General features: G+C 59.3%; 11 protein-coding genes. 8 read left to right on the forward strand and 3 right to left on the reverse strand.

Annotated features, from left to right (window positions below):
* Positions 1-16: 16 nt before the first annotated feature.
* From ASE04_RS18570 to rpmG, 3 genes are all read left to right on the forward strand, one after another.
* Positions 17-472 carry a DUF983 domain-containing protein gene (locus tag ASE04_RS18570; protein WP_056820145.1) on the forward strand — a complete coding sequence of 152 codons (456 nt, stop codon included), beginning with the start codon at positions 17-19 and terminating at the stop codon, positions 470-472.
* Between the two features lie 248 nt (positions 473-720).
* Positions 721-1,905 carry an MFS transporter gene (locus tag ASE04_RS18575; protein ID WP_056820148.1) on the forward strand — a complete coding sequence of 395 codons (1,185 nt, stop codon included), beginning with the start codon at positions 721-723 and terminating at the stop codon, positions 1,903-1,905.
* A gap of 93 nt (positions 1,906-1,998) precedes the next feature.
* A complete protein-coding gene (gene rpmG, locus ASE04_RS18580; RefSeq protein ID WP_003547442.1) occupies positions 1,999-2,166 on the forward strand; it encodes a 50S ribosomal protein L33 in 168 nt (55 codons plus the stop codon).
* Positions 2,167-2,861: 695 nt separating this feature from the next.
* Here rpmG and ASE04_RS18585 read toward each other — a convergent pair.
* Positions 2,862-4,229 (reverse strand): PleD family two-component system response regulator, encoded by a 1,368-nt coding sequence (locus ASE04_RS18585; protein ID WP_056820151.1) that lies wholly within the window; start codon positions 4,227-4,229, stop codon positions 2,862-2,864.
* A 15-nt stretch (positions 4,230-4,244) separates the two neighbouring features.
* Positions 4,245-4,616: a response regulator gene (locus ASE04_RS18590; RefSeq protein WP_010065708.1), complete on the reverse strand. Its 372-nt coding sequence runs from the start codon at positions 4,614-4,616 to the stop codon at positions 4,245-4,247.
* 131 nt (positions 4,617-4,747) lie between these two features.
* Between ASE04_RS18590 and ASE04_RS18595 the strand changes: the two genes are divergently transcribed.
* The 4 genes from ASE04_RS18595 (at position 4,748) to ASE04_RS18610 (ending at position 8,431) form a co-directional block, all read left to right on the forward strand.
* Positions 4,748-5,056: a DUF3572 domain-containing protein gene (locus tag ASE04_RS18595; protein WP_056820154.1), complete on the forward strand. Its 309-nt coding sequence runs from the start codon at positions 4,748-4,750 to the stop codon at positions 5,054-5,056.
* Between the two features lie 2 nt (positions 5,057-5,058).
* Entirely contained in the window at positions 5,059-5,703 is a 645-nt protein-coding gene (locus ASE04_RS18600; RefSeq protein WP_056820157.1) for a hypothetical protein, read from the forward strand.
* A 107-nt stretch (positions 5,704-5,810) separates the two neighbouring features.
* On the forward strand, positions 5,811-7,103 hold the full coding sequence (locus ASE04_RS18605) for a DNA polymerase IV (protein ID WP_056820463.1): 1,293 nt from the start codon (positions 5,811-5,813) through the stop codon (positions 7,101-7,103).
* 92 nt (positions 7,104-7,195) lie between these two features.
* Positions 7,196-8,431 (forward strand): L,D-transpeptidase family protein, encoded by a 1,236-nt coding sequence (locus tag ASE04_RS18610; RefSeq protein WP_056820159.1) that lies wholly within the window; start codon positions 7,196-7,198, stop codon positions 8,429-8,431.
* Positions 8,432-8,434: 3 nt separating this feature from the next.
* Here the strand turns inward: ASE04_RS18610 and dnaE are convergent, their stop codons facing one another.
* Positions 8,435-11,932, reverse strand: a complete 3,498-nt coding sequence (dnaE, locus tag ASE04_RS18615; protein WP_056820162.1) for a DNA polymerase III subunit alpha — start codon at positions 11,930-11,932, stop codon at positions 8,435-8,437.
* A 304-nt stretch (positions 11,933-12,236) separates the two neighbouring features.
* Between dnaE and ASE04_RS18620 the strand changes: the two genes are divergently transcribed.
* Positions 12,237-12,821, forward strand: coding sequence for a hypothetical protein (locus ASE04_RS18620; RefSeq protein ID WP_056820166.1), 585 nt, complete (start codon positions 12,237-12,239; stop codon positions 12,819-12,821).
* The last annotated feature ends 6 nt before the right edge of the window (positions 12,822-12,827 follow it).

Here is a 12,827-nt window from a genome sequence, read left to right on the forward strand (position 1 = left end):
CGAAAGGAAACGTACGATGACGACCACTTCCAGCGACCAGCCAATCCGTTACGGAGCAAGCGAGGAGGTGGAACGTCCGCTCGGCCGTTCTATCAAACGCGGCATGCTGAACACCTGCCCAAACTGCGGCACCGGCAAACTGTTCAAGAGCTTCCTGAAGCCGGTGGACAATTGCGCTGTCTGTGGAGAGGCAATGTACCACCATCGGGCGGACGACCTGCCGCCTTACCTCACGATCGTCATCATCGGCCACCTGATCATCGGCGGCTACATGGCGACCGATCTTGTTTGGCCAATGCCGCTTTGGCTCACCTTTGCGATCTGGACGCCGCTTACGCTGCTGGCAACGCTTCTGATCATCCAGCCGATCAAGGGCGGCGTCATCGGCTTGCAGTGGGCATTGAAGATGCACGGCTTCGGCGGGCACACGGATGACCACGATTCCTACGAGATTCCCGGCCGCCAAAGGTAAGCCGGCATCCTGACCTTCACCGTCACGACACATTTCGCGTGTAGCAGCCCACGTGCGTTCTCGCGTGAGAACGCGATGGCTGGTGGCGCGCGAAGGTAAGTCCTGCTTGATGCAATGTCGTAGACACCAAACAGGTTATTGCCGCCAGCGCCTTTCATCTTGTAAAGCTCAGCCGTCATTTGAGTTTGGCGCAATTGCGGCTTTCAGCGGCATGCGGTTTTCTGCAGTCAGTATTTAAGGATGAGTGTATGTCTCAGCCGCGAAACGGCACACCAGGCGATGTCGAGGAAATCCATTGGCCTTCATTGGTGGCAGCCGTTTCGTCGATCTCGGCGGTCGGGATCGCGATAGGCCTCGGCCTCCCGCTTCTGAGCATCATCCTTGAGAAGCGCGGCATTCCATCGACGCTGATCGGCCTCAATACGGCGATGGCAGGCGTTGCTGCCATGGCTGCGGCACCAATCACCACCAAGCTGGCTCACAGATACGGCGTAGCGCCGACGATGATCTGGGCAGTGCTGATCTCCGCGCTCAGCGCCCTCGGCTTCTACTACGCGCGCGATTTCTGGATGTGGTTCCCGCTGCGCTTCGCATTCCATGGCGCGACGACCACCCTCTTCATCCTTTCCGAGTTCTGGATCAACGCCGCCTCGCCACCCTCGAAACGCGGATTCGTGCTCGGCATCTACGCCACTGTGTTATCGTTCGGTTTCGCGGCCGGCCCTCTGCTGTTTTCGCTGCTGGGCAGCGATGGTGTTCTGCCCTTTGCAATCGGGGCTGCGGCGGTGCTTCTGGCAGCGATCCCGATATTCATCGCGCGTCACGAGAGCCCTGTTCTGGAAGAGAAGCCGGAGCTGCATTTCATGCGCTATGTCTTCCTCGTCCCGACCGCGACGGCTGCGGTCTTCATCTTCGGCGCCGTCGAGGCAGGTGGTCTCGCTCTGTTTCCGATCTATGCCGTGCGCGCTTCCTTCACCGAATCGCAAGCAGCCCTGCTGCTGACAGTCATGGGAATCGGCAATGTCATCTTCCAGATACCCGTCGGCCTTCTCTCCGACCGCATGAAGGACAAGCGACCGTTGCTTGCCGCCATGGCTTTCATGGGGCTGATCGGCTCGCTCATGCTGCCGTTCCTCGTGCACAGCTGGATCCTGATGGCCACCGTGCTGCTTTTCTGGGGTGGTTGCGTGGCAGGCCTCTATACCGTCGGCCTTAGCCACCTCGGCTCACGGCTGACCGGTTCGGACCTCGCAGCGGCCAATGCCGCCTTCGTGTTCTGCTACGCGGTCGGCACCGTTGCCGGCCCTCAGGTCATCGGGGCAGCCATCGACGTTGCCGGCAACAACGGCTTTGCCTGGGCGATCGCCGGATTCTTCGGCCTTTATGCCCTGCTTTCGGCCATAAGGCTGCTTTTCATCGGAAAGCGGGGTTGACTTTTCGGGCTGGATTCGTAGTTTCGCGCCAGAATTTGCCGTGGAGCCCATCCGGCCTGCCACGGCTTTCATTTTATTAAAGGCAGGACGACCATGGCTAAGGCTACCACAATCAAGATCAAGCTGCTGTCGACGGCCGACACCGGTTTCTTCTACGTCACGACGAAGAACAGCCGTACGATGACTGACAAGATGACGAAGACGAAGTACGACCCGGTTGCTAAGAAGCACGTCGAGTTCAAGGAAACCAAGATCAAGTAATCACTTGATCTGATTTCTCTTCAAAGAAGGCGCGCGCCATTGGCTGCGCGCCTTTTTGTTTGCCGAGATACCAGGCGCCCATACAGGGCGAAAACAAAAACGCCGTCCTCCCCAAATACGGGGAGGACGGCGCTTTCATGAAAGGGGGTCGACCGGCAGGCAACGCGGCACGAGGAACCGCTGATGTTGCATACCAGCCGACCGACCCCACGACCCAGGAGATGCGGCGGACCTGAGCATCATGGGGTATCTGCTGGCTCTCAAAGGAGCTTTTCTCTTATGAGCCGATAATTTGCGCGAAAATGAAAGAAAATCAACAAATTCTTAATGGTTAGATCTCTCAGGTTGATTTTATGGTTAAAAATCCGATTTTGGGACAAACTGCATAACTTCTGCGTGCGTATTGCCGGATAGACTAAGGCAAAATGCGGAAAGAACATGCATAGTATTACCTGAAGGTATTATTATGCTTTGCATGACGGGAATGATGCTCATCAACCTAAACGTCATGCCAAATCTGAAAAATCCTCATTTTTATTTTCAATAACGGCCCGTCTAGGCGCGCCGTAAGATTAAAGCGGACGCCGTACCAAGGGCCAGTACTTGGTTGTATTTCAGACGCCAGCATTGTGCGGGCGCACGCCAAGCTCAATATTTCTGTGGATCGCCGTCAAACGCCTTTATCGGCGGCGATATCAGGCCGCCGCTACGACGCGATTTCGACCGGAGTTCTTGGCCTCGTAAAGAGCCAGATCGGCCTGCTTCATCAGATGGCTGGGCGTGAGAATGGCGGATGTGCGGGTCGATATCCCGAACGATGCGGTGACGCTCAGTTCATTGCCGCTTGATTTCAGCGTGAATGGAGCAGCCTCGATGACGCCACGCAGCCTCTCGGCGACCGCGGAAGCGACTTCCGGAGAGGTATCCGGCATAATGACGACGAACTCCTCCCCACCATAACGGCAGGCAAGATCGGCACCCCGAACGGTCGATCGGATCCGGGCGGCGAATTCGCGAAGTACATCGTCGCCCGCGTCGTGGCCGTAGGTATCGTTGATCTGCTTGAAGCGGTCGATGTCGGCCATAAGCACCGAGAGTGGCCGTCCGCGTGCCATCGAACGGTTGAAGAGCGTGCTGATGTGATTGTCCAGATAGCGGCGATTGTTCAGGCCCGTCAGCGGATCCGTGATGGCGAGTTCGATCGTCTGCTGGACGCTGGCGCGCAGCCGGTCGTTATAATGCTTGCGGCGCATCTGGGTCAGGCTGCGCGCGACCAGTTCGTTCGGATCGACCGGGCGAACAATGTAGTCATTGACCCCAAGCTCCAGGGCACGCACCACCATCTCGTCGTCGCCCTGCTCCGTGATGATCAGCAACGGCAGAAAGCGGGTGCGTTCGAGCGAGCGCAACTGAGAGCACAGGCGAAGCGGATCGTAATCTTCGATGTTGGAATTGACGATGACGAGATCGTATGGATTCTCGGACGCTTCGAAGATCGCCGCCTGCGCATCCGACAAGGCAAACACGTGGGCAACCGGCTTGAGGGCCCTGACGATGCGCTCCTGGGAATTGGCGCGACCGTCGACCAGAAGGATCTGACCGCCCTCCTCACCGCGTGTTTCCGCCCGCAGCAACTCGTCGATCCCCATCGTCTGCGCCGTGCGGGCGCGAACGCGCAGTTCGTCGCTGAGCGTCTTGAGACGCAGGAGACTTTTCACTCGAGCGATCAGCTGCAGATCGTTGACGGGCTTCGTCAAGAAATCGTCGGCGCCGGCTCGCAACCCGCGCACGCGGTCGGCCGGCTGGTCAAGTGCCGTTACCATGACCACCGGAATGTGAGCCGTCTTGGGATTGGATTTAAGCCGCTCGCAGACCTCGAAGCCATCCATTCCCGGCATCATGATATCGAGCAGGATCAGGTCGACCTGGTTTTTCTCGCAGATCGCCAGCGCCTGATAGCCATCGCTGGCCGTCATCACGTCGAAATATTCGGCGATGAGGCGCGCTTCGAGAAGCTTCACGTTTGCCGGAATGTCGTCAACGACCAGGATGCGTGCAGTCATCAGCTCTTCCGATCCTTATGCATCACCCAGGTAGGTCTTGATGGTCTCGATGAACTTGGGCACCGAGATCGGCTTGGAGACATACGCCTCGCAGCCGCCCTGCCGAATCCGCTCCTCGTCGCCCTTCATGGCAAAAGCCGTGACGGCGATGACCGGGATGACGTGCAACTCGTCATCTTCCTTCAGCCACTTGGTCACCTCGAGCCCGGAAACCTCGGGCAGCTGAATGTCCATGAGGATAAGGTCCGGACGATACTTGCGGGCAAGATCAAGGGCTTCCATGCCGTTACGTGTCTGAATCGTCGTGTAGCCGGACGCCTCGATGAGGTCGCGAAAGAGCTTCATATTGAGCTCGTTGTCCTCTACAATCATCACCTGTTTAGGCATGGCACGTCGTCCTAACGTCCGTTCTGGAGATCGCCCAACGCATGCGAAGACATGCGAAAGCGTCGCTCCACGAAACCGATGGCTGCACGCTACCGGTATTTGGTTGAAAAATAGGTAACTTACCGCAAGAAATGCAGAGCAACTTCAAACCTTCCAAGCAACATGCCGTCGACCCGCAGCAAACTGCCATCGCAGTTCTGGCCTGGCTCGCGAACGAGCAAGATCTTTTCAGCCGATTCCTAGCCCTGACGGGTGTCGAGGCCTCCCAGGTACGGCATGCGATCCATGATCCCGGATTCCTGTCCGGAATGATGGATTTCCTCATGAACCACGAGCCGACGGCGATGGCCTTCTGCGAAGCCACCGGCACGCCGACCGACGTTCTCAACGCCGCATGGTTGCATTTTTCGCCGCCGGGATTGGGCTCCGGGGAGTACTGACATTGCAAGTCGCTACGGATATCTCGCATGTGCGTCTTCGCGACCGGCCGCTGGTCATTTGCGATATCGACGAGGTGGTTCTCGAATTCCTTTCGCCGTTCACGGATTTTCTGCGTTCTCATAACTACGATCTGCTTCCGAGATCGTTCCGTCTCCATGGTAACATCGTGTCGCTGCTTGACGGCAGCGAGATGGACCGTGATTCCTTCTCGAGCTTTCAGGACGCATTTTTCGCCAGCCAGAATCTCTGGCAGAAGCCGGCGGAGCGGGCGATCGAGACGCTGAGATCGTTGGCCGAGGACGCGGATATCGTGTTCCTGACAGCCATGCCGCCGCGCCATCAGGGTGTCCGGCGCGCGTTGCTCGATGAAGTCGGCCTCGATTTCGCGATGATCGCCTCCGAGGAACCCAAGGGGCCTATCGTCGCGAAGCTGCATGCTCGCCGCGCCCTGCCCGTCGCCTTCATCGACGACATCCAGCGGAACCTGCTTTCCGTCGCGGAAAACGTTCCGGAATGCCTTCTCATCAACATGATGGCAAACGATGACTTCCGTCAATTTGCACCTCCTCCGGTTGGTGCGATCGTCCCGGCTTCCGGATGGGACCAGGCCGGCCTTCTGCTGAAACGGCATTTTGCCGGCGACTGATCCCTATCTGCGCGATCGCCATATATGCGTGAACAGGCAGATCCGTCTCTTGAGAACCCAAAGCGTACGGGGTAATGTCGCGGCGTTCAACCTTTGTTCTCGCCCCGATGACACCTGCCTTTACCAAGACCGCCGGCTTCTGTCGTGACTGCCTTGCCGAGCAGAAGGATGAGACGCGCCGTTGCGCAGCCTGTGGAAGTCCGCGCCTTGTCCGACACAAGGAGCTCTACCAGCTCACGCTAGCGCATATCGACTGCGACGCCTTCTATGCAACCGTGGAGAAAAGGGACAATCCGGAGCTCGCCGACAAGCCTGTCATCATCGGCGGCGGCAAACGCGGGGTGGTGTCGACCGCCTGCTATATCGCGCGCATTCACGGCGTTCGTTCCGCCATGCCCATGTTCAAGGCGTTGGAAGCGTGTCCGCAAGCCGTGGTCATTCCGCCCAACATGGAGAAGTACGTCAAGGTCGGCCGCGAGGTGCGCGCCCTGATGCAGGAACTGACACCGCTCGTGCAGCCCATCTCGATCGACGAGGCGTTTCTGGAACTGGAGGGCACTGAACGGCTCCACCAGGATCCACCCGCCCGTACACTTGCCAGGTTTGCGCGGCGCGTCGAACGGGAGCTTGGGATCAGCGTTTCGGTCGGACTTTCCTATTGCAAGTTTCTCGCGAAGGTCGCCTCCGATCTGCAGAAGCCCCGCGGCTTCTCCGTCATCGGGCGGGAGGAAGCGATCGACTTCCTCGCTCCCCGGCCTGTCACGACAATCTGGGGGGTCGGCAAGGCCTTCGCCGCGACATTGGAGGCGGATGGCATCCGTACGATCGGGCAGTTGCAGACGATGGACGAAGGCGACCTGATGCGGCGCTATGGCAGCATGGGGCAGCGGCTGGCGAGGCTCTCCAGAGGCATCGACGACCGAGACGTCCACCTGAACGAGGGCGCCAAGAGCGTTTCATCGGAGACTACGTTCTTCGACGATATTTCGCGATATGACGAGCTGGTTCCGATCCTGAGAAGCCTGTCCGAGAAGGTATCCTGGCGCCTGAAGAAGGACGGCATCGCCGGCAATACCGTCGTCCTGAAGATGAAGACCGCGGATTTCAAATCCCGCACGCGCAACCGGAAGCTCGAAGACCCGACCCAGCTTGCCGACAAGATTTTCCGCACCGGGATTGAACTTCTTGGACGGGAAACCGACGGCACGAAATTCCGGCTGATCGGTATCGGCGTCACGGATCTCTGTGATCCGGCGCGCGCCGACCCACCCGATCTCGTAGACATCGACTCCGGGCGCCGGGCGGCGGCGGAAGCCGCGATGGACAAGCTTCGGGACAAATTCGGCAAAGGCACAGTCGAAACAGGCTACACCTTCGGCGGCAAGCGCGATCAACATTAGGTGAGCCGGCCTACCCGACTGTCTATTTCAAGTTTTCCTTAAGCTTCGATCTCTACGCTCCTCCCGTCTAGTATTGCGTATGGTTGAGTACAATGTTCTCGCGTTTTGTCTTCGGGCTCGGCTTGTTGTCGGCCACCGCACTCGTGCACCCGGCGCTCGCCGCAAATGCGCGCGCGCTGCAGATCTTTGTTTCGAAAGACAAGCAATCGCTGACCGTCTACGACGGCCAGGAGGTTATCGCGACCTCCAAGGTTTCGACCGGAAAGCCGGGCCACACCACGCCAAGCGGCATTTTCTCCGTGATCGAAAAGCAGAAGTATCACGAATCGAACCTCTACTCGGCCGCGCCGATGCCCTACATGCAGCGCCTGACCTGGTCGGGTATCGCGTTGCACGAATCCAATTCGGTGCCGCGCTATCCGGCCTCACACGGGTGCGTGCGCATGCCCGGCGTATTCGCCAAGCAGCTTTACAAGATGACCGGCATGGGTGTTCCCATCGTCATCACCGATGCGGAAATCAGGCCGCAGCCGATCACGCACCCCACTCTTTTCCAGCCAGAAGCGCCGGAACCGCCGCCCCTGCTTTCGGATGTCGTGCTTCGTCCGGCAATCGGCGACCAGCCGATCGAGATCGCCATGAACGAAGTCTCCATGCCGCGCCTGCAGCCGCAGTCGATCATCGATCCCGTCAACGACGAACCGGTGCGGATATTGATTACCCGCCGCAGCCAACGCGACGACATCATCGACCTTCAAGGCAACCTAGCCTTGCTTGGTTTCGAGGTCGGCGAGGCGGATGGATTGCTTGGCCCGGCGACCGTTCAGGCAATCGGCGACTTCAAGACCCAGCATCCGCTCGATCCCGACAGCAGAAAGTCACTCGTCAGTGACGCGCTCTTTGAAGCCGTAGCCATAGCTGCAGGCAAGGAAAAACCGGCAAACGGGGTCCTGCTCGTGCGGCGCGGCTTCAGGCCTGTGATGCAGGCAACTGTCACGATCGATGATCCGGGGCTGGCGCTTGGAACGCACTTCTTCACGGCCTACAATGTCGACGCCGACAGTGGCTCGGCGGATTGGCTGGGGGTCACGCTCGCCAACCCCTTGACGAGCAAGACCATGAAACGCCTCGGGATCAGCAAGCTCGAAAGCTCGATCATATCAGGCACGCCAATCGAGAACGCGCTGAGCCGGATAGGCATTCCGGATGAGACGCGCCGAAAGATCGGCGCAATGCTGGTCACCGGCTCATCGCTGACCATCTCCGATACCGGGATCGGCCCCGAAACCGGAGAAGGAACCGATTTCATCACGGTCACCCGCGGCTGACGGTCAGACCAATTCGACGTCGATGACACCTGGCGCGGCACGTAACGCGGCGGCGATCTCCGGCGTTATCCGGTATTTCTGCGGCAGCTCGACCTCTACCTCGCGTTTCCCCTCCTCCTTGATAACGATGAAGGAGACGAGGCCGTCCCCCCTTGCATTGAGGTGAGCGGCGACAGCACGCAGCGGGCCCGAATCGCGAACGTAGACCCGCAAGGCCTTTTGCATCTGCAGCGATTTTTCCTCCAGCGACTGGATCGTCTGGATGCGAAGGCCGATACCCTCAGGCCGTTCCTCGCCGATCGCCGTGATCACGAACGATTTTCCGGATTCCAGAATATCCCTGTATTGATTGAGCATTTCGGAGAACAGGACAGCTTCGAACTGCCCGGATGAATCCGAGAAGACAACAATGCCCATCTTGTTGCCGGTGCGCGTCTTGCGCTCCTGCTTCGAGATCACCGTGCCGGCAAGACGACCGTTGCTTGCCCCTTGTTTCACGGCACCGGAGAAGTCGGAGAATGTCTGCACACGCATTTTCTGGAGAACGGCATTGTAGGAATCCAGAGGATGCGCCGTCAGATAGAAGCCCAGGACCTGGAATTCCTTGAGCAGCTTTTCCGAGGCCAGCCACGGCGAAAACGGCGGAAGCGAAATCTTCTCGGGGCCTGACGATAGGGCGCTGCCGAAAATATCCGACTGGCCACTCAGCTTGTTTTCCTGCGCCCGCTGGGCGTAGCCCATGATCCGGTCGAGACCGCCTGACAGCTGAGCCCGGTCGATCTTGAAGCAATCGAAGGCGCCGGCAAAGATCAGGCTTTCGAGCACGCGGCGGTTTACCTGCTTCGGATCGATGCGCAGGCAGAAATCCTCAAGGCTCGCGAATGGCGTGTCGCCGCGGACCTCGACGATATGGTCGACGGCCGATTCGCCGACGCCCTTCAGCGCGGCCAATGCGTAATAGATGCGGCTCTCGCCCGTCTGAAAATGGCGGAACGAGCTCTGCACGGATGGCGGGACCACCTCGATCTCGAGACGCTTGGCGTCCTGTCGGAAGTCGTTGACCTTTTCGGTATTTGACATATCGAGCGTCATCGACGCGGCGAGGAATTCGACCGGATAATGCGCCTTCATGTAGGCCGTCTGGTAGGAGACGATCGCGTAGGCGGCGGCGTGCGACTTGTTGAAGCCGTAGTTGGCGAACTTTGCGAGCAGCTCGAAGATGTTGTCGGCCTGCGGCTTCGACACGCCGTTCTTCACGGCGCCAACGACGAAGCGCTCGCGCTGCTGGTCCATCTCCGCCTTGATCTTCTTACCCATCGCGCGGCGCAGAAGGTCGGCTTCGCCGAGCGAATAGCCCGACAGGACCTGGGCGATCTGCATGACCTGCTCCTGGTACACGATAACGCCCTGAGTTTCCTTCAGCAGGTAATCGATCGTCGGATGGATCGACTCGACTTCCTCCTCGCCGTGCTTGCGGGCGTTGTAGGTCGGGATGTTTTCCATCGGGCCCGGACGATAGAGGGCCACGAGCGCGATGATGTCCTCGATGCAGTCCGGCTTCATGCCGATCAGCGCCTTGCGCATGCCCGCACTTTCCACCTGGAACACGCCGACGGTCTCGCCACGCGACAGCATCTCGTAGGTCAGCTTGTCGTCGAGTGGGATCGAGGCAAGGTCCACCTTGATGCCACGCTTGGCGACGAAATCGACGGCGACCTTCAACGTTGTCAGCGTCTTCAGTCCGAGGAAGTCGAATTTGACGAGGCCGGCCTGCTCGACCCACTTCATGTTGAACTGGGTAACCGGCATGTCGGAGCGCGGATCGCGGTACATCGGGACCAGCTTCGACAGTGGGCGGTCGCCGATAACGATGCCGGCGGCGTGCGTCGATGCGTGGCGGTAGAGACCCTCGATCTTCTGGGCGATATCGAGCAGGCGAGCGACGACGGGCTCCTTGTCGGCCTCCTCCTGCAGCTTCGGCTCTTCCTCGATCGCCTTCGACAGCGGCGTCGGGTTGGCCGGATTGTTCGGCACCAGCTTGCAGATCTTGTCGACCTGGCCGTAAGGCATCTCCAGCACGCGACCGACGTCGCGCAAAGCCGCGCGCGCCTGCAACGAACCGAAGGTGATGATCTGCGCGACCTGTTCGCGGCCGTATTTGCGCTGCACGTAGCGGATCACCTCTTCGCGGCGATCCTGGCAGAAGTCGATATCGAAGTCCGGCATCGAGACGCGTTCCGGATTGAGGAAGCGTTCGAAAAGCAGCGAGAAACGCAACGGATCAACGTCGGTGATCGTCAGTGCGTAGGCGACCAGCGACCCTGCACCGGAACCGCGGCCCGGACCGACGGGAATGTCCTGCTGCTTTGCCCATTTGATGAAGTCGGCAACGATCAGGAAGTAGCCTGGGAACTTCATGCGTTCGATAACGCTGAGTTCGAATTCCAGGCGCTCGCGGTAATCCTTCTCCTCGTAACCCGCCGACATGCCGAGCGTCGCGAGGCGGTTGTCCAGCCCCTCCTCCGCCTGACGGCGCAGTTCGAGCGCTTCTTCGCGCTCCGCTTCCTCTGCATCGGCGGTGGCGCCGGTGAACCGTGGCAGGATCGGCTTGCGCGTGTTCAGGATGAAGGAGCAGCGCCGGGCGATCTCGATGGTGTTTTCCAGCGCTTCCGGCAAATCCGCAAAAAGCTTCGCCATCTCGGCGCGGCTTTTCAGATAGTGATCGGGCGTCAGGCGGAACCGGGTATCGTCCGAGACGATGGCGTTATGAGCGACCGCCATCAGGGCGTCATGCGCATCATAGTCGTCACGGGTCGGGAAGAAGGCTTCATTGGTGGCGACCAGCGGCAGGTCATGCTCGTATGCAAGCGCGATGATCTTCTGCTCATGGCGCTTGTCATAGGTGCCGTGGCGCTGCAGCTCGACATAGAGCCGATCGCTGAAATGGTGTTTCAGCAGCATGAGGCGCGCTTCAGCCTGCGCTGTGTGCCCGTCCTTGATCGCCATGTCGATCGGTCCGGTCGAGGCCCCGGTCAGGGCGATCAGACCATCCGTACCGATCTCATCCAGCCAGGACGAGCGAATGTGGATCGCGCCGTTCCCCTCACCGCCAAGATAGGCTCGGCTGACGAGATCCACGAGCCGCTCATAGCCGGCATCCGTGGCTGCCAGGAGCACCAGCGACGGGAGCTTGACGAGCGCCTGCTGGCCACCGCGTCGTTCCGTCTCCAGCCCGTCTTCCATGTCGATCGTGACCTGGCAACCGATGATCGGTTGCAAGCCCTCCTCCGTCGCCTTCTGAGAAAACTCGAGAGCCACGAAAAGATTATTGGTGTCAGTGATGGCGATGGCCGGCTGACTGTCGCCCGATGCCTTGTAGAGAATCTTCTTGAGCGGCAGCGCGCCCTCAAGCAGCGAGTAGGCCGAGTGGACCCGAAGGTGGACGAAGCCCGGCGTACCGCCGATGAAACCGCTCTCCGCGTCTTTCTCCGCACCCGCCATGACATGCCTTCCAATCACCTGATTCAATCAGGTCTATTCTCAGCATTGAGGGGTCGATGTCCAGACAAGCAATTGCGTTCGGACCGCATGGCAGCCATGCGGTCCCCTGAATTCTTACATTGCCATGCAGATCAGCGAGAAGCTGGCAACGAACATTGCGATGGAGGTGAATGCTGCGATATCACGGATCATGTCAGTCATTTGGCTCTCCTGTTCTCTTATGTTTATAATTTGTTCCCATATTGTTCTATTGTCAACAGGATTCCTTTCGGCTCTGCTGGCGGCGCGGCAACGGGAGAAAAGCATGTTTAAGTTTGCATTAACGGCAGTACTGGCGCTTTCGGCGGCGTTTACCACTCAGGCGGGACAGATCGATCCCTCACGCATCGTCGACGCCGCGGCTGGGGATTGGGACGGTGACGGCAAGCCGGATCTCGCGCTGCTCGTTGCGCCCGAAGACAGCGCCGGCGACGATCAGATAGGAATCTACATCTATCTTCGCGACAACGACCATGAGCTGCTGCGGCTTTCGGTCAACGCGCCAAACAAGATCTGGGGCAGCACGGCGTCAGATGGCCTGTTTGGACAGGAACCCTCGATAAAGGCCGTCGGCACGTCCTCGATCGCGATTCATTCCCAGAACAGCGCCATCGGACGAGATCGCTGGGACCAGACGCTGACGCTCGCCTATCGCAACAAGCAGTTTGTCGTCGCCGGCTACACCTACAATCACTACGACACGCTCGACCCCGACGCGGCAGGTTCGTGCGATTACAATGCGCTCACCGGGAAGCTGCAGAAGGACGGCAAGGACGCCAAAGCCGAGGCACGTGTCATACCGATCACAGAATGGAACGACGACACCGGACAATCCATCTGCGGTCGATAGGTTTTG

It is taken from the genome of Rhizobium sp. Root708 (assembly GCF_001429725.1).
In the GTDB taxonomy this organism is placed as follows: Bacteria; Pseudomonadota; Alphaproteobacteria; order Rhizobiales; family Rhizobiaceae; genus Rhizobium.

Coding starts and splice junctions, on each gene's coding strand:
- ASE04_RS18570 (WP_056820145.1), top strand. CDS start 17: ATGACGACCACTTCCAGCGACCAGCCAATCCGTTACGGAGCAAGCGAG.
- ASE04_RS18575 (WP_056820148.1), top strand. CDS start 721: ATGTCTCAGCCGCGAAACGGCACACCAGGCGATGTCGAGGAAATCCAT.
- rpmG (WP_003547442.1), top strand. CDS start 1,999: ATGGCTAAGGCTACCACAATCAAGATCAAGCTGCTGTCGACGGCCGAC.
- ASE04_RS18585 (WP_056820151.1), bottom strand. CDS start 4,229: ATGACTGCACGCATCCTGGTCGTTGACGACATTCCGGCAAACGTGAAG.
- ASE04_RS18590 (WP_010065708.1), bottom strand. CDS start 4,616: ATGCCTAAACAGGTGATGATTGTAGAGGACAACGAGCTCAATATGAAG.
- ASE04_RS18595 (WP_056820154.1), top strand. CDS start 4,748: ATGCAGAGCAACTTCAAACCTTCCAAGCAACATGCCGTCGACCCGCAG.
- ASE04_RS18605 (WP_056820463.1), top strand. CDS start 5,811: ATGACACCTGCCTTTACCAAGACCGCCGGCTTCTGTCGTGACTGCCTT.
- ASE04_RS18610 (WP_056820159.1), top strand. CDS start 7,196: ATGTTCTCGCGTTTTGTCTTCGGGCTCGGCTTGTTGTCGGCCACCGCA.
- dnaE (WP_056820162.1), bottom strand. CDS start 11,932: ATGGCGGGTGCGGAGAAAGACGCGGAGAGCGGTTTCATCGGCGGTACG.
- ASE04_RS18620 (WP_056820166.1), top strand. CDS start 12,237: ATGTTTAAGTTTGCATTAACGGCAGTACTGGCGCTTTCGGCGGCGTTT.